25 protein-coding genes are annotated in these 13115 nt (G+C 60.8%); all 25 read left to right on the forward strand.

Annotation, left to right across the window (positions count from 1 at the left end; all coding sequences use genetic code 11):
- Nucleotides 1-479: 479 nt before the first annotated feature.
- The 25 genes from rpsJ (at nucleotide 480) to rpsD (ending at nucleotide 13091) form a co-directional block, all read left to right on the forward strand.
- Nucleotides 480-791, forward strand: a complete 312-nt coding sequence (gene rpsJ, locus QRM89_RS01735) for a 30S ribosomal protein S10 (protein WP_011036122.1) — start codon at nucleotides 480-482, stop codon at nucleotides 789-791.
- An 11-nt stretch (nucleotides 792-802) separates the two neighbouring features.
- Nucleotides 803-1453 carry a 50S ribosomal protein L3 gene (gene rplC / locus QRM89_RS01740; protein WP_011036123.1) on the forward strand — a complete coding sequence of 217 codons (651 nt, stop codon included), beginning with the start codon at nucleotides 803-805 and terminating at the stop codon, nucleotides 1451-1453.
- 12 nt (nucleotides 1454-1465) lie between these two features.
- Nucleotides 1466-2071, forward strand: coding sequence for a 50S ribosomal protein L4 (gene rplD, locus QRM89_RS01745; RefSeq protein WP_011036124.1), 606 nt, complete (start codon nucleotides 1466-1468; stop codon nucleotides 2069-2071).
- Nucleotides 2068-2367 (forward strand): 50S ribosomal protein L23, encoded by a 300-nt coding sequence (gene rplW / locus QRM89_RS01750; protein ID WP_002811694.1) that lies wholly within the window; start codon nucleotides 2068-2070, stop codon nucleotides 2365-2367. Before rplD ends, rplW begins: the two co-directional genes overlap by 4 nt.
- Before the next feature lie 10 nt (nucleotides 2368-2377).
- On the forward strand, nucleotides 2378-3205 hold the full coding sequence (gene rplB, locus QRM89_RS01755; protein WP_003486715.1) for a 50S ribosomal protein L2: 828 nt from the start codon (nucleotides 2378-2380) through the stop codon (nucleotides 3203-3205).
- A 6-nt stretch (nucleotides 3206-3211) separates the two neighbouring features.
- Nucleotides 3212-3481: a 30S ribosomal protein S19 gene (gene rpsS, locus QRM89_RS01760; protein WP_005993369.1), complete on the forward strand. Its 270-nt coding sequence runs from the start codon at nucleotides 3212-3214 to the stop codon at nucleotides 3479-3481.
- Nucleotides 3482-3493: 12 nt separating this feature from the next.
- The gene (gene rplV, locus QRM89_RS01765; protein ID WP_003486710.1) at nucleotides 3494-3829 is read left to right on the forward strand and encodes a 50S ribosomal protein L22; all 336 of its coding nucleotides are present in this window, start codon (nucleotides 3494-3496) and stop codon (nucleotides 3827-3829) included.
- Between the two features lie 17 nt (nucleotides 3830-3846).
- Nucleotides 3847-4581 carry a 30S ribosomal protein S3 gene (gene rpsC / locus QRM89_RS01770; RefSeq protein WP_011036126.1) on the forward strand — a complete coding sequence of 245 codons (735 nt, stop codon included), beginning with the start codon at nucleotides 3847-3849 and terminating at the stop codon, nucleotides 4579-4581.
- 5 nt (nucleotides 4582-4586) lie between these two features.
- Complete coding sequence (gene rplP, locus QRM89_RS01775; RefSeq protein WP_011036127.1) at nucleotides 4587-5000, forward strand: 50S ribosomal protein L16; 414 nt, start codon at nucleotides 4587-4589, stop codon at nucleotides 4998-5000.
- Nucleotides 5000-5185 (forward strand): 50S ribosomal protein L29, encoded by a 186-nt coding sequence (gene rpmC / locus QRM89_RS01780; RefSeq protein WP_011036128.1) that lies wholly within the window; start codon nucleotides 5000-5002, stop codon nucleotides 5183-5185. The genes rplP and rpmC overlap by 1 nt, the downstream gene beginning before the upstream one ends.
- Before the next feature lie 11 nt (nucleotides 5186-5196).
- Nucleotides 5197-5466 carry a 30S ribosomal protein S17 gene (gene rpsQ, locus QRM89_RS01785; protein WP_011036129.1) on the forward strand — a complete coding sequence of 90 codons (270 nt, stop codon included), beginning with the start codon at nucleotides 5197-5199 and terminating at the stop codon, nucleotides 5464-5466.
- Between the two features lie 14 nt (nucleotides 5467-5480).
- Nucleotides 5481-5849 carry a 50S ribosomal protein L14 gene (gene rplN, locus QRM89_RS01790; RefSeq protein WP_003486699.1) on the forward strand — a complete coding sequence of 123 codons (369 nt, stop codon included), beginning with the start codon at nucleotides 5481-5483 and terminating at the stop codon, nucleotides 5847-5849.
- Between the two features lie 15 nt (nucleotides 5850-5864).
- Nucleotides 5865-6182, forward strand: coding sequence for a 50S ribosomal protein L24 (rplX, locus tag QRM89_RS01795; protein WP_008571669.1), 318 nt, complete (start codon nucleotides 5865-5867; stop codon nucleotides 6180-6182).
- A gap of 11 nt (nucleotides 6183-6193) precedes the next feature.
- The gene (gene rplE / locus QRM89_RS01800) at nucleotides 6194-6736 is read left to right on the forward strand and encodes a 50S ribosomal protein L5 (RefSeq protein ID WP_010371090.1); all 543 of its coding nucleotides are present in this window, start codon (nucleotides 6194-6196) and stop codon (nucleotides 6734-6736) included.
- Between the two features lie 18 nt (nucleotides 6737-6754).
- The gene (gene rpsN, locus QRM89_RS01805) at nucleotides 6755-7060 is read left to right on the forward strand and encodes a 30S ribosomal protein S14 (protein ID WP_005917137.1); all 306 of its coding nucleotides are present in this window, start codon (nucleotides 6755-6757) and stop codon (nucleotides 7058-7060) included.
- 204 nt (nucleotides 7061-7264) lie between these two features.
- Nucleotides 7265-7663, forward strand: a complete 399-nt coding sequence (gene rpsH, locus QRM89_RS01810) for a 30S ribosomal protein S8 (protein ID WP_010371096.1) — start codon at nucleotides 7265-7267, stop codon at nucleotides 7661-7663.
- A gap of 15 nt (nucleotides 7664-7678) precedes the next feature.
- On the forward strand, nucleotides 7679-8206 hold the full coding sequence (gene rplF / locus QRM89_RS01815; protein WP_011036130.1) for a 50S ribosomal protein L6: 528 nt from the start codon (nucleotides 7679-7681) through the stop codon (nucleotides 8204-8206).
- Between the two features lie 82 nt (nucleotides 8207-8288).
- A complete protein-coding gene (rplR, locus tag QRM89_RS01820; protein WP_076056378.1) occupies nucleotides 8289-8648 on the forward strand; it encodes a 50S ribosomal protein L18 in 360 nt (119 codons plus the stop codon).
- Nucleotides 8649-8807: 159 nt separating this feature from the next.
- Nucleotides 8808-9350: a 30S ribosomal protein S5 gene (rpsE, locus tag QRM89_RS01825; protein ID WP_003486682.1), complete on the forward strand. Its 543-nt coding sequence runs from the start codon at nucleotides 8808-8810 to the stop codon at nucleotides 9348-9350.
- Entirely contained in the window at nucleotides 9343-9534 is a 192-nt protein-coding gene (rpmD, locus tag QRM89_RS01830) for a 50S ribosomal protein L30 (RefSeq protein ID WP_031339952.1), read from the forward strand. Before rpsE ends, rpmD begins: the two co-directional genes overlap by 8 nt.
- A 4-nt stretch (nucleotides 9535-9538) precedes the next feature.
- Nucleotides 9539-9982: a 50S ribosomal protein L15 gene (gene rplO, locus QRM89_RS01835; protein ID WP_003486676.1), complete on the forward strand. Its 444-nt coding sequence runs from the start codon at nucleotides 9539-9541 to the stop codon at nucleotides 9980-9982.
- Between the two features lie 7 nt (nucleotides 9983-9989).
- Nucleotides 9990-11357, forward strand: coding sequence for a preprotein translocase subunit SecY (gene secY, locus QRM89_RS01840; protein ID WP_014506822.1), 1368 nt, complete (start codon nucleotides 9990-9992; stop codon nucleotides 11355-11357).
- Between the two features lie 332 nt (nucleotides 11358-11689).
- Entirely contained in the window at nucleotides 11690-12046 is a 357-nt protein-coding gene (rpsM, locus tag QRM89_RS01845) for a 30S ribosomal protein S13 (protein WP_003486672.1), read from the forward strand.
- 10 nt (nucleotides 12047-12056) lie between these two features.
- Nucleotides 12057-12449: a 30S ribosomal protein S11 gene (gene rpsK / locus QRM89_RS01850; protein WP_003486671.1), complete on the forward strand. Its 393-nt coding sequence runs from the start codon at nucleotides 12057-12059 to the stop codon at nucleotides 12447-12449.
- Nucleotides 12450-12464: 15 nt separating this feature from the next.
- Nucleotides 12465-13091: a 30S ribosomal protein S4 gene (gene rpsD / locus QRM89_RS01855; RefSeq protein ID WP_002811641.1), complete on the forward strand. Its 627-nt coding sequence runs from the start codon at nucleotides 12465-12467 to the stop codon at nucleotides 13089-13091.
- The last annotated feature ends 24 nt before the right edge of the window (nucleotides 13092-13115 follow it).

Raw genomic sequence — 13115 nt, forward strand, 5'->3', positions numbered from 1 at the left:
CGTGGTTGCCAAGATCGTCAAGTAAGTGCCTGCAATCCGGTGACTTCGGTCGCCGAAAAGTAGAGAGAAGGGTCGGTGCAAGCCGGCCCTTTTTTATTGTCCGGTGGAGCGGGGCGCGTTGCGGGAATTGAGCCTGCAAGGCTTGCGCGGGCCAAATCACGTGGCTATAATGCGCGGCTCGGCGTTCCTGGGTAGGGCGCTGAGTTACAGCGAAAAGAACGGCAGGATGCCGCTCGTGTTCGCCAGACCGGGAAGGTCGCGTCGCATGGAGCACTCAGCAACTCACGTTGTTGACCGTGCTCTTGTTGCGCATTATACTTTTCCGTCTGGGCAGACCGGTTTACCGGCCTGCCCCAGTTTTTGGGCGGAGGAAGTGCCCTCGTCGGCAGGATGCACGGCGATTTCATCTACGCAGGAATATCGGGGCAGGTATCCCAGAGGCCTTGCCCGTCGCTCTTTTAACGAAGGAACCCACCGTCATGGCGGACCAAAAGATCCGGATTCGGCTGAAGGCGTTCGATCATCGTTTGATCGACCGTTCGGCCAGCGAGATCGTCGAAACGGCCAAGCGGACCGGCGCGCAAGTGCGTGGCCCGATCCCGTTGCCGACCAAGATCGAACGTTACACCATCCTCGTATCCCCGCATGCCGACAAGGATGCGCGTGACCAATACGAAACCCGCACGCACAAGCGTGTGCTCGATATCGTCGACCCGAACGACAAGACCGTGGACGCGCTGATGAAGCTCGAACTTGCGGCTGGCGTCGACGTCCAGATCAAGCTGACCTGAGGACTACGACCATGACGAAGAAATATTCGTTGGGCTTCGTGGGCCGCAAGGCTGGTATGAGCCGCGTCTTCACTGAAGACGGCCGCTCGGTACCGGTCACGCTGATCGAAGCAACTCCGAACCGCATCGCGCAGATCAAGACCGTCGAAGTTGACGGCTACAGCGCCGTGCAGATTACCGTTGGTGCCCGTCGCGCCGCGCTGGTTAACAAGCCGGCTGCTGGTCACTTCGCCAAGGCGAAGGTGGAAGCGGGTCGCGGCCTGTGGGAATTCCGCGTTGAGGATGCGCAGCTCGGCGATTTCGCCGTCGGCGGCGAAATCAAGGCGGACATCTTTGAGGTCGGCCAGAAGGTCGACGTCCAGGGCGTCACCAAGGGTAAGGGTTTCCAGGGCACCATCAAGCGCTACAACTTCCGTATGGGCGATGCAACTCACGGTAACTCGCTGTCGCATCGCGCGCCGGGTTCGTTGGGTCAGCGCCAGACCCCGGGTCGCGTTTTCCCGGGTAAGAAGATGTCGGGCCACATGGGCGCCGTGCAGCAAAGCACGCAGAACCTGGAAGTGGTCAAGGTCGACGTCGAACGTGGTCTGATTGCCATCCGCGGCGCCGTGCCTGGCGCAGCTGGTGGTGACGTGATCGTCCGTCCGGCGAGCAAGGCATAAGGAGAGATGACGATGGAACTCGTTATCACGGGTAGCAACAACAAGGTCTCGGTCTCCGATGCCGTGTTCGGTCGCGAATTCAGCGAAGATCTGGTTCACCAGGTTGTCGTCGCTTATCGCAATGCCGGCCGCGCCGGCACCAAGGCACAGAAGACGCGTTCGGAAGTTGCGGGCACGACCAAGAAGTCGAAGAAGCAGAAGGGCGGCGGTGCGCGTCATGGCGCGCTGACGGCTCCGATCTTCGTCGGCGGCGGCGTGACCTTTGCGGCCAAGCCGCGCAGCTTCGAGCAGAAGGTCAACCGCAAGATGTACCGTGCGGCCATCTGCGCGATCTTCTCCGAGCTGAACCGTCAGGGTCGTCTGATGATCGTCGACTCGTTCGACATCGAAGCAACCAAGACCAAGGGTCTGATCGAGAAGCTGAAGGGGATGGATGTGGGCAAGCGCCCGCTGATCGTCACCGAAGAAGCCTCCGAGCACCTGTATCTGTCCGCCCGCAATCTGCCGTATGTGCAGGTGCGTGATGTGCAGGGTCTGGATCCGGTCGCTCTGGTCGGGGCCGACACGGTCGTGATCACCGCTGACGCGGTCAAGAAGGTCGAGGAGTGGCTGGCATGAGCAGCAACGAAAAAATCTTCAGCGTGCTGCGTGCTCCGCGAGTCTCCGAAAAGACCGCGCGCCTGCAGGAAATCTCCAACCAGTATGTCTTCGAAGTTTCGAACGAAGCCACCAAAGCCGATGTAAAGGCCGCGGTTGAGCAGCTGTTCGACGTCAAGGTCAAAGCGGTCAACGTGGTCAATGTGAAGGGTAAGAGCAAGTCCTTCCGTAACCGTGCTGGCAGCCGTGGCAATTGGCGCAAGGCATACGTCCGCCTGGTTGATGGTCAGTCCATCGACGTAACGGCCAAGGCCTGAGGTCCAACCCATGCCATTGATGAAGTTCAAACCCACCTCTCCCGGCCGTCGTTCCGCCGTGCGCGTGGTTACTCCCGATCTGCACAAGGGCGCGCCGCATGCGGCACTGCTCGACTCGCAGAGCAAGTCCGGTGGTCGTAACCACCATGGCCGTATCACCGTGCGTCACGTCGGTGGTGGTCACAAGCAGCATTACCGCATCATCGACTTCAAGCGCAACAAGGAAGGCATTCCGGCGCGTGTGGAACGGATTGAATACGATCCGAACCGTACCGCTCATATCGCCCTGCTGTGCTATGTCGACGGCGAGCGCCGCTACATCATCGCCCCCAAGGGCCTGAAGGCGGGTGACCAGGTCATCGCCGGTGCCAACGCACCGATCAAGACCGGTAACACGCTGCCGCTGCGCAACATCCCGGTCGGTACGACGGTACACGGTATCGAGCTGAAGCCGGGTAAGGGCGCTCAGATCGCACGCGCAGCCGGTGCAGCCGTCCAGCTGGTCGCTCGCGAAGGCATCTATGCCACGCTGCGCCTGCGCTCGGGCGAAATGCGCAAGGTGCCGGTCGAGTGCCGCGCCACCATCGGCGAAGTCGGCAACGACGAGCACAACCTCGAGAAGCTGGGCAAGGCCGGCGCCAAGCGTTGGCGCGGTGTTCGCCCGACCGTTCGCGGTGCCGCCATGAACCCGGTCGATCACCCGCACGGTGGTGGTGAGGCCAAGGCTGGCCAGGGTAATCCGCATCCGGTCACCCCGTGGGGTGTTCCGACCAAGGGTTACAAGACGCGCAAGAACAAGCGCACCCAGCAATTCATCGTCCGCGATCGTAGGGGCTAATCGACCATGGCACGTTCACTTAAGAAGGGCCCGTTCGTCGATCACCACCTTGCAAAGAAGGTGGAGTCCGCTGCGGGTAGCAAGAAGCCGATCAAGACCTGGTCGCGCCGTTCGATGATCCTGCCGGAAATGGTAGGCATCACCATCGCCGTGCATAACGGTAAGAACCATATTCCGGTGCTCGTCAACGAGAATATGGTCGGCCACAAGCTCGGCGAATTTGCCGTCACCCGGACCTTCAAGGGTCACGGTGGCGACAAGAAGTCGAGCAGGTAAGGAGAGATGACGATGGAAGCGAAAGCAATCCTGCGCACCGCGCGCATCTCCCCGCAGAAGGCCCGCCTGGTCGCTGACCAGGTGCGTGGACTGTCCGCCGAACGTGCGGTCAATCTGCTGAAGTTTTCGGACAAAAAGGCTGCACACCTGATCAAAAAGGTCGTGGAGTCGGCAATTGCCAATGCCGAAAACAATCAGGGCGCGGATGTCGACGAGCTGAAGGTCAAGACCATCATGGTTGATGAAGGTCCCTCCCTGAAGCGTTTCATGGCGCGGGCGAAAGGCCGCGGTACCCGCATCCTCAAGCGCACCAGCCACATCACTGTGGTTGTGGGCGCCGCCAAGTAAGCGGAAAGGAAAAGACCATGGGTCATAAAGTTCATCCGACTGGAATCCGCCTCGGCATCGCCAAGGACTGGAATTCCAAGTGGTACGCAAGCAAGGCCGACTTCGCCGCTTATCTGGCTGCCGACCTGAAAGTGCGTGAAATGCTGCGCAAGAAGCTCGCGCAGGCAGGCATCAGCAAGATCTTGATCGAGCGCCCTGCCAAAACCGCCCGCGTGACCATCCACACTGCCCGTCCGGGCGTGGTGATCGGCAAGCGTGGTGAGGACATCGAAAAGCTGCGTAAGGAAGTGAGCGAGATGATGGGCGTTCCCGCCCACATCAACGTCACCGAAGTGCGCAAGCCGGAGCTGGACGCGCAGCTGGTCGCTGAGTCGATCGCGCAGCAGCTGGAGCGTCGCATCATGTTCCGCCGTGCAATGAAGCGCTCGGTCGGTAATGCGATGCGCCTGGGTGCCCTGGGCATCAAGGTCAATGTGGCTGGCCGCCTCAACGGTGCAGAAATTGCCCGTTCGGAGTGGTACCGCGAAGGCCGCGTGCCGCTGCACACGCTACGTGCCGACATCGATTACGGTTTTGCCGAGGCGTCCACGACGTACGGCATCATCGGCATCAAGGTCTGGATCTATAAGGGCGAGGTCTTTGACTTCTCCCAGGTTGGCCAGGAGAAGCAGGACGACAGCCCGCGCAACGATCGTAACGATCGCGGCGACCGTGGTGACCGTCCTTCGCGCCCGGCTCGTGAAGCGAGGTAACGGCAATGTTGCAACCCAAGCGAACCAAATATCGCAAGATGCACAAGGGCCGCAATGACGGCCTGGCATGGAGCGGAAACGCCGTCAGCTTCGGCGAATACGGCCTCAAGGCCACTGCGCACGGTCAGCTGACCGCGCGTCAGATCGAAGCCGCCCGCCGTACGATCAGCCGCCACGTCAAAAAGGGCGGCAAGATGTGGATCCGTGTGTTCCCCGACAAGCCGATCACCAAGAAGCCGATCGAAGTCCGCATGGGCTCCGGTAAGGGCAACGTGGAGTACTGGGTCGCGCAGATTCAGCCGGGCCGCATGATCTATGAAATCGAGGGTATTCCTGAAGACATCGCACGTGAGGCGTTCCGCCTTGCCGCCGCGAAGCTTTCGGTGACCACCACTTTCGTGACCCGGACGGTGCGCTGATGGATATCAAACAACTCCGCGAGAAGTCGGCTGACGAACTGAAGGCCCACCTGACCGATCTGCGTAAGGAGCAATTCTCGCTCCGCATGCAGCAGGTTACCGGCCAGCTGCCGAAGACCCACGAAACCCGCCGGGTGCGCCGCGAAATTGCTCGCGTCAAGCACCTGCTCGGCAGCACCCAGTAAGGATGGCCGCGATGAGCGACAACAACGAAAAGCAAACGCTGCGCACGGTCGAAGGCCGTGTCGTCAGCAACAAGATGGACAAGACGGTCACCGTGTTGGTGGAGCGCCAGGTCAAGCACCCGTTGTACGGTAAGTACATCAAGCGCTCGTCCAAGCTGCACGCACACGACGCCGACAATGCCTGCAACGAAGGCGATGTCGTGCGCGTGACTGAAATTGCGCCAATGTCCAAGACCAAGAACTGGCGGGTGGTCGAAATCGTCACCCGTGCGGCCGTCTAAGGGAGATCTGAATCATGATCCAGATGCAGAGCTACCTCGATGTGGCCGACAATTCGGGTGCCAAGGAAGTGATGTGCATCAAGGTGCTGGGCGGCTCTAAGCGCCGCTACGCACACATCGGTGACATCATCAAGGTGACCGTCAAGGACGCCATCCCGCGTGGCAAGGTCAAGAAAGGCGAAGTCTACGACGCCGTCGTGGTGCGTACCCGCAAGGGTGTGCGCCGTCCCGACGGCTCGCTGATCCGCTTCGACGGCAATGCCGCTGTGCTGTTGAACAACAAGCAGGAGCCGATCGGGACCCGCATCTTCGGGCCGGTGACGCGCGAGCTGCGTTCCGAGAAGTTCATGAAGATCGTCTCGCTCGCTCCCGAAGTGCTGTGAGCGGAGGACATACACATGGCTAACCGTATCAAGAAGGGCGACCAGGTCGTCATCAACACTGGCAAGGACAAGGGTAAGCAGGGTGAAGTGGTGCGTGTGGAGGGCGATCGCGTGATCGTCTCCAACGCCAACGTCATCAAGCGCCATACCAAGCCGAACCCGCAGGCGGGTGTCGCCGGCGGCGTGGTCGAGCGTGAAGCGTCGATCCATATCTCCAACGTCAATATCGTCAACCCGGCAACGGGCAAGGGCGAGCGCGTTGGCTTCAAGGTGCTGGAGGATGGACGCAAATTGCGTGTGTTCCGCTCCAGCGGTGAGGCGCTCGACGCCTGAGGAATGAGATCATGAACACTCGTCTCGAAAAGTTTTACAAGGAAAACGTGGTGCCGGCCCTGATGAAGGAATTCGGCTACACCAATCCGATGGAAGTGCCGAAGCTGGTCAAGGTCACGCTCAACATGGGCGTGGGCGAAGCAGCAACCAACAAGAAGATCCTGGAAAATGCGGTCGCCGACATGTCCAAGATTTCCGGTCAAAAGCCGGTGGTCACCAAGTCGCGCGTTTCGGTCGCATCGTTCAAGATCCGCGACGGTTGGCCGATCGGCTGCAAGACCACGTTGCGTCGCGCCAAGATGTACGAGTTTCTGGACCGTCTGATCAACATCTCGTTGCCGCGCGTGCGCGACTTCCGTGGTGTGTCGGGCCGCTCCTTTGACGGTCGTGGCAATTTCAACATGGGTGTGAAGGAACAGATCATCTTCCCGGAAATCGACTTCGACGCCGTCGACGCGATTCGCGGTATGGATATCGCCATCACCACCACCGCCAAGACGGATGCGGAAGCGAAGGCGCTGCTGGCAGCGTTCAAGTTCCCGTTCCGTAACTGACCGTCGAGGACATCCGAAATGGCAAAGACCTCCATGATCCACCGCGACATCAAGCGGGCAAAGCTGGCAAAGAAGTTCGCCGGCAAGCGTGATGCGCTGAAGAAGATCCTCTCCAGTCAGGATGCGTCCTACGAAGAGAAGATCGATGCGTCGACCAAGTTGCAGAAGCTGCCGCGCGATTCGTCGCCGAGCCGCCACCGCAACCGTTGCGAGCTGTCCGGTCGTCCGCGCGGTGTCTACCGCAAGTTCGGTCTGGGTCGCAACATGCTGCGCAAGGCAACCATGAACGGTGACGTTCCGGGTCTGCGCAAGGCCAGCTGGTAATCACAGTTCGGCCGCTCGCGGCCGGTTGGAACAGGTTTGTTTTGTTCAACAAGGGAGTCCGACGCAAGTCGGGCTCTTTTGTCGTATACTTCCGCTTCTGTCTTGCCCGTGAGGGTGGGTGAAGCGTTCAAGGGTCCTGGCCCATCCCCAGGAAAACACAAGATTTTCGCGAAAGCGGATATCGGTGCACTCAAAGGTACTCATATGAGCATGACTGATCCCATCGCCGACCTGCTGGTTCGCATCAAGAATGCGGCCGCGGTTGGTAAGCAGACGGTGAAATTGCCGTCATCCAAGATCAAGGTTGCGATCGCCCAAGTCCTGAAGGACGAGGGTTACATCACCGACCTGCGCGTGACAGCGACCGAGAACAACAAGTCGGAGCTGGAAATCGTGCTGAAGTATTTCGAAGGCCGTCCGGTCATCGAGACCCTGAAGCGTTTTTCGCGCTCGGGTCTGCGCCAGTACCGTGGCAAGACCGAACTGCCCAAGGTCCTGGGTGGCCTGGGTATCGCCATCATCTCCACGTCGAAGGGCATCATGACCGATGCGCAGGCTCGCGAAGCCGGCGTTGGTGGTGAAGTCCTGTGCTTCGTGGCCTAAGGGAAGGAATCGAACATGTCCCGTGTAGCCAAGAAGCCTGTGTCCCTTCCGAAGGGTGTTGAGCTCAACGTCCAGCCCGAGCTGATCAGTGTCAAGGGCCCGAAGGGCACTCTGACCCTGCAGAAGCCGGTCGGCGTTGAAATCGCCATCGACGGCGACGTTGCAACCCTGTCGGCCAATGATCCGTCGCAGATCGCCATCACCGGCACCGTGCGCGCGATCCTCGCCAACATGATCAAGGGCGTTTCCGAAGGTTTCGAGCGCAAGCTCGAGCTGGTGGGCGTCGGTTATCGTGCCGCCATGCAGGGCAAGGATCTGAGCCTGGCGCTCGGCTTCTCGCACCCGTTGGTGTTCGTGGCGCCGGAAGGCATCACGCTGTCGACCCCGACCCAGACCGAAATCCTGGTCCAGGGCGCCGACAAGCAGCGCGTCGGCGAAGTCGCCGCCAAGATCCGCGGTTTCCGTCCGCCGGAGCCCTATAAGGGCAAGGGTGTGAAGTACGCCGGTGAAGTCATCATTCGCAAGGAAGCCAAGAAGGCTTAATGCAGGTCGTTCTTCGGGTCCGGCCATGCGTGGTCGGGTTCGTGCCGAAGCCTGTTTCCTTCAGCTTTCATAGGATTAAACCATGAGCATCAACAAGAACATTGCCCGTCTGCGTCGCGCCAAGTCCACCCGCGCGCACATCCGCGAACTGGGCGTCGCCCGTCTGTCGGTGCTGCGCACCGGTCAGCACCTGTATGCGCAGGTCTTCACTGCCGACGGTTCCAAGGTGATCGCAGCCGCGAACACCCTGCAGGCCGACGTCAAGGACGGCTTGAAGAATGGCAAGAACAGCGAAGCCGCCGTCAAGGTTGGCAAGCTGATCGCCGAGCGCGCCAAGGCTGCCGGCATCGAGAAGGTCGCATTCGACCGCTCGGGCTACCGTTACCACGGCCGCATCAAGGCGCTTGCCGATGCAGCCCGCGAAGGCGGCCTGCAGTTCTAAAGCACTGCTGTGGAGGCGGCCTTGCGTCGTCTCCACGTCCACCGCCGGCAGGGTCTGCTGGGCCGTCCCATTCTTCTGCAATGGCGCCGGGAACACCGCTGTATTCCACAACCATAAGCGGCCTCGAGCCGTACATACTTAATCACTCAAGGAATCAAGATGGCAGAAGAACGTGCACCGCGGGGTCGTGATCGCGACCGTAACCGCGAAGAGAAAGTCGACGACGGCATGATCGAGAAGCTGGTCGCGGTCAACCGCGTCAGCAAGACCGTCAAGGGCGGTCGCCAGTTCACCTTCACTGCGCTCACCGTGGTCGGCGATGGTCTGGGCAAGGTCGGTTTTGGTTATGGCAAGGCGCGCGAAGTGCCGGTCGCTATCCAGAAGTCGATGGAGCAGGCGCGCAAGAACCTGGCCACGGTTGATCTGAATAACGGCACCTTGTGGCATGCCGTCAAGTCCGGTCACGGCGCAGCTCGCGTCTACATGCAGCCGGCGTCGGAAGGTACGGGCGTCATCGCAGGCGGCGCCATGCGCGCTGTGTTGGAAGCGGTCGGCGTCAAGAACGTGCTGGCCAAGGCGGTTGGTTCGCGTAATCCGATCAACCTGGTCCGTGCAACCCTGAAGGGTCTGTCGGAAGTGCAGTCGCCGGCGCGTGTTGCGGCCAAGCGCGGCAAGAAGGTGGAGGAGCTCAACCATGGCTAAGGACACCAATAAGACCGTGAAGGTGCGCCTGGTGCGTGGCCTGCGTGGAACCCAGTCGCGTCACCGCCTGTCGGTGCGTGCCCTGGGCCTGAATAAGCTCAACGATGTGCGTGAACTGAAGGACAGCCCGCAGGTTCGCGGCCTGATCAACACGGTTCACTACCTCGTCCAGGTTGAGGAGTAATCCCATGACTTTGCGTCTCAATGACCTCAAGCCCGCCGACGGCGCCCGTACCGAACGCACCCGCGTCGGTCGCGGCATCGGTTCCGGCCTGGGCAAGACCGCTGGTCGCGGTCACAAGGGTTCGTTCGCTCGTAAGGGCGGCGGCAAGATCAAGGCCGGTTTCGAAGGCGGCCAGACCCCGATGCAGCGTCGTCTGCCGAAGATCGGCTTCCGCTCCAAGATGGCGCGCGACACTGCTGAAGTGTTGTCGTACCAGTTGGACAAGCTGGATGCCGGTGATGTCGACTTCGCAGCACTGCGCGCGGCCAATCTGGTCCCGAGCCGTGCCAAGAAGGCGAAGATCGTGCTGAAGGGCGAGCTGAGCAAGAAGTTCGTGCTGAAGGGCGTTGCGGCAACCGCAGGCGCCAAGGCAGCAATCGAAGCTGCCGGCGGCAGCGTAGAGGAGTAATCGGCAGATGGCGCAGGCTGGCATTGGTAACCTCGGTGGCGGGCTTGGCAAGTTCACGGAACTTCGCCAGCGGCTGTTGTTCGTCCTCGGGGCATTGATCGTCTATCGCATCGGCTGCTATGTGCCGGTGCCTGGCGTCAATCCCGATGCCATGCTTTCGTTGATGCAGGCGCAGGGTGGCGGCATCGTGGACATGTTCAACATGTTCTCGGGCGGCGCCCTGCACCGTTTCAGCATTTTTGCGCTGAACGTGATGCCATACATTTCGGCATCGATCGTGATCCAGTTGGCCACCCACATCTTTCCCGCCCTGAAGGCGATGCAGAAGGAAGGCGAGTCGGGCCGACGCAAGATCACCCAATATTCGCGCATCGGCGCGGTGCTTCTGGCAGTGGTGCAGGGCGGCAGTATCGCGCTCGCGCTGCAGAACCAGACCGCTCCGGGTGGCGCTCCGGTGGTGTACGCCCCGGGCATGGGCTTTGTGCTCACCGCAGTGATTGCGCTGACCGCTGGCACTATCTTCCTGATGTGGGTTGGCGAGCAGGTCACCGAGCGCGGCATCGGTAACGGTGTGTCGCTGATCATCTTCGCCGGCATCGTAGCCGGTCTGCCGTCGGCGGCGATCCAGACCGTCGAAGCGTTCCGCGAAGGCAACCTGAGCTTCATTTCGCTGCTGCTGATCGTCATTACGATCCTGGCATTTACGCTGTTCGTGGTGTTCGTCGAGCGTGGGCAGCGGCGCATTACGGTGAACTATGCGCGTCGCCAGGGTGGTCGTAACGCGTACATGAATCAGACCTCGTTCCTGCCGCTCAAGCTCAACATGGCCGGCGTGATTCCGCCGATCTTCGCATCCAGCATCCTGGCGTTCCCCGCCACGCTGTCGATGTGGTCGGGCCAGGCTGCCTCCGGCAGTGGCGTGGGTTCGTGGCTGCAGCGCATCGCCAACGCCCTGGGCCCTGGCGAACCGGTGCATATGCTGGTGTTTGCGGCGCTGATTATTGGTTTCGCATTCTTCTATACCGCGCTGGTCTTCAATTCGCAGGAAACCGCCGACAACCTCAAGAAGTCGGGTGCGTTGATTCCGGGTATCCGGCCAGGCAAGGCCACCGCCGACTATGTCGACGGCGTGCTGACCCGCCTGACTGCCGCCGGTTCGCTGTACCTGGTGATCGTCTGCCTGCTGCCGGAAATCATGCGCACGCAGCTCGGCACCTCGTTCCACTTCGGTGGCACCTCGCTGTTGATTGCGGTGGTGGTGGTGATGGACTTCATTGCGCAGATCCAGGCGCATCTGATGTCGCACCAGTATGAGAGCCTGCTGAAGAAGGCCAACCTCAAGGGCGGCTCGCGCGGCGGTCTGGCGCGCGGTTAAGTGGTACACTAGTTCTTCATTACGTGAAGACGGCCTGGTTCCCGGGCCACGATCTTCCGATCAGAAGGGCGGCTCGCGCGACGTCTCGCGCGCGGGTGTGACGGGGTGGTCCTGTGCGGGAGTAGCACAGGCGATTCGGAGCAGTTTTCTGGATCAACACCGTCCGGCGCCGGAGCGAGGGCACACTCCCCACGCCGGGTCCATGGAACTTTTGGTTCCACGGGCTTCAAAGCAATCCGAGGCCTTGCTACAATTCCGAGTTCACTTTTGATCCATCCTGCCGGATGGCGCCTGGGCGCTGTCGGGCCATCACTCAGTTGGAGAATCGCGTCATGGCGCGTATTGCAGGCGTCAACCTGCCAGCCCAGAAGCACGTCTGGGTCGGGTTGCAAAGCATCTACGGCATCGGCCGTACCCGTTCTAAGAAGCTCTGCGAATCCGCAGGCGTCACCTCGACCACGAAGATTCGTGACCTGTCCGAACCCGAAATCGAGCGCCTGCGCGCCGAAGTCGGCAAGTATGTCGTCGAAGGCGACCTGCGCCGCGAAATCGGTATCGCGATCAAGCGACTGATGGATCTGGGCTGCTATCGCGGTCTGCGTCATCGCCGTGGTCTCCCGCTGCGTGGTCAGCGTACCCGTACCAACGCCCGCACCCGTAAGGGTCCGCGCAAGGCGATCAGGAAGTAAGGGATAGATCATGGCAAAGCCAGCAGAAAAGAAAACGAAGAAGAAGATCAAGCGCGTCATCACTGACGGCGTCGCTCACGTCCACGCTTCGTTCAACAACACCATCGTCACCATCACCGATCGCCAGGGTAATGCGCTGTCGTGGGCTACGTCCGGCGGCGCCGGTTTCCGTGGTTCGCGCAAATCGACCCCGTTCGCTGCTCAGGTTGCCGCCGAAAAGGCTGGCCGCGCTGCGCTCGACTACGGCGTGAAGTCGCTGGAAGTGCGTATCAAGGGTCCGGGTCCGGGCCGTGAGTCGGCCGTGCGTTCGTTGAACAACGTGGGCTACAAGATCACCAACATCATCGACGTGACGCCAATCCCGCACAACGGGTGCCGTCCGCCGAAGAAGCGTCGCGTCTAAAGGGAGCGATAAGAAATGGCTCGTTATATCGGTCCTACCTGTAAGCTCGCGCGCCGTGAAGGCGCCGACCTTTCCCTCAAGAGCCCGGCGCGTGCGCTGGACTCCAAGTGCAAGCTTGAGCAGAAGCCCGGCCAGCACGGCGCGGCTCGCAAGGGCAAGCTCTCCGACTACGCTACCCAGCTGCGTGAAAAGCAGAAGGTCAAGCGCATTTACGGGTTGCTGGAGCGTCAGTTCCGCAACTACTACAAGAAGGCCTCGACCAAGAAGGGCAACACCGGCGAGAACCTGCTGCAGTTGCTGGAAACCCGTCTGGACAACGTCTGCTACCGCATGGGCTTTGCCGTCACCCGTCCGGCCGCGCGCCAGCTGGTGTCGCACCGTGGCGTGCTGGTCAATGGCAAGTCGGTGAATCTGGCTTCGTACCAGATCAAGGCTGGCGATGCGATCACGCTGTCGGAAAAGGCACAGAAGCAGCTCCGCGTGCAGGAAGCCCTGACCGTGGCTGAGCAGCACGACATGACACCGTCGTGGGTCGAAGTCGATTCGAAGAAGTTCAGCGGCGTGTTCAAGGCCGTTCCGGATCGCGCCGACCTGCCTTCGGATATCAACGAAGCGCTGATCGTCGAGTTGTATTCGAAGTAATTCACATTGGAGAGCCTCCGGCAC

Source organism: Xanthomonas sp. LMC-A-07 (genome assembly GCF_030208825.1).
GTDB classification, from domain to species: Bacteria; Pseudomonadota; Gammaproteobacteria; order Xanthomonadales; family Xanthomonadaceae; genus Xanthomonas; species Xanthomonas campestris.

What these genes read in the sequence shown, in the direction of transcription:
- rpsJ (WP_011036122.1), top strand. Translation starts at nt 480, where the DNA reads ATGGCGGACCAAAAGATCCGGATTCGGCTGAAGGCGTTCGATCATCGT.
- rplC (WP_011036123.1), top strand. Translation starts at nt 803, where the DNA reads ATGACGAAGAAATATTCGTTGGGCTTCGTGGGCCGCAAGGCTGGTATG.
- rplD (WP_011036124.1), top strand. Translation starts at nt 1,466, where the DNA reads ATGGAACTCGTTATCACGGGTAGCAACAACAAGGTCTCGGTCTCCGAT.
- rplW (WP_002811694.1), top strand. Translation starts at nt 2,068, where the DNA reads ATGAGCAGCAACGAAAAAATCTTCAGCGTGCTGCGTGCTCCGCGAGTC.
- rplB (WP_003486715.1), top strand. Translation starts at nt 2,378, where the DNA reads ATGCCATTGATGAAGTTCAAACCCACCTCTCCCGGCCGTCGTTCCGCC.
- rpsS (WP_005993369.1), top strand. Translation starts at nt 3,212, where the DNA reads ATGGCACGTTCACTTAAGAAGGGCCCGTTCGTCGATCACCACCTTGCA.
- rplV (WP_003486710.1), top strand. Translation starts at nt 3,494, where the DNA reads ATGGAAGCGAAAGCAATCCTGCGCACCGCGCGCATCTCCCCGCAGAAG.
- rpsC (WP_011036126.1), top strand. Translation starts at nt 3,847, where the DNA reads ATGGGTCATAAAGTTCATCCGACTGGAATCCGCCTCGGCATCGCCAAG.
- rplP (WP_011036127.1), top strand. Translation starts at nt 4,587, where the DNA reads ATGTTGCAACCCAAGCGAACCAAATATCGCAAGATGCACAAGGGCCGC.
- rpmC (WP_011036128.1), top strand. Translation starts at nt 5,000, where the DNA reads ATGGATATCAAACAACTCCGCGAGAAGTCGGCTGACGAACTGAAGGCC.
- rpsQ (WP_011036129.1), top strand. Translation starts at nt 5,197, where the DNA reads ATGAGCGACAACAACGAAAAGCAAACGCTGCGCACGGTCGAAGGCCGT.
- rplN (WP_003486699.1), top strand. Translation starts at nt 5,481, where the DNA reads ATGATCCAGATGCAGAGCTACCTCGATGTGGCCGACAATTCGGGTGCC.
- rplX (WP_008571669.1), top strand. Translation starts at nt 5,865, where the DNA reads ATGGCTAACCGTATCAAGAAGGGCGACCAGGTCGTCATCAACACTGGC.
- rplE (WP_010371090.1), top strand. Translation starts at nt 6,194, where the DNA reads ATGAACACTCGTCTCGAAAAGTTTTACAAGGAAAACGTGGTGCCGGCC.
- rpsN (WP_005917137.1), top strand. Translation starts at nt 6,755, where the DNA reads ATGGCAAAGACCTCCATGATCCACCGCGACATCAAGCGGGCAAAGCTG.
- rpsH (WP_010371096.1), top strand. Translation starts at nt 7,265, where the DNA reads ATGAGCATGACTGATCCCATCGCCGACCTGCTGGTTCGCATCAAGAAT.
- rplF (WP_011036130.1), top strand. Translation starts at nt 7,679, where the DNA reads ATGTCCCGTGTAGCCAAGAAGCCTGTGTCCCTTCCGAAGGGTGTTGAG.
- rplR (WP_076056378.1), top strand. Translation starts at nt 8,289, where the DNA reads ATGAGCATCAACAAGAACATTGCCCGTCTGCGTCGCGCCAAGTCCACC.
- rpsE (WP_003486682.1), top strand. Translation starts at nt 8,808, where the DNA reads ATGGCAGAAGAACGTGCACCGCGGGGTCGTGATCGCGACCGTAACCGC.
- rpmD (WP_031339952.1), top strand. Translation starts at nt 9,343, where the DNA reads ATGGCTAAGGACACCAATAAGACCGTGAAGGTGCGCCTGGTGCGTGGC.
- rplO (WP_003486676.1), top strand. Translation starts at nt 9,539, where the DNA reads ATGACTTTGCGTCTCAATGACCTCAAGCCCGCCGACGGCGCCCGTACC.
- secY (WP_014506822.1), top strand. Translation starts at nt 9,990, where the DNA reads ATGGCGCAGGCTGGCATTGGTAACCTCGGTGGCGGGCTTGGCAAGTTC.
- rpsM (WP_003486672.1), top strand. Translation starts at nt 11,690, where the DNA reads ATGGCGCGTATTGCAGGCGTCAACCTGCCAGCCCAGAAGCACGTCTGG.
- rpsK (WP_003486671.1), top strand. Translation starts at nt 12,057, where the DNA reads ATGGCAAAGCCAGCAGAAAAGAAAACGAAGAAGAAGATCAAGCGCGTC.
- rpsD (WP_002811641.1), top strand. Translation starts at nt 12,465, where the DNA reads ATGGCTCGTTATATCGGTCCTACCTGTAAGCTCGCGCGCCGTGAAGGC.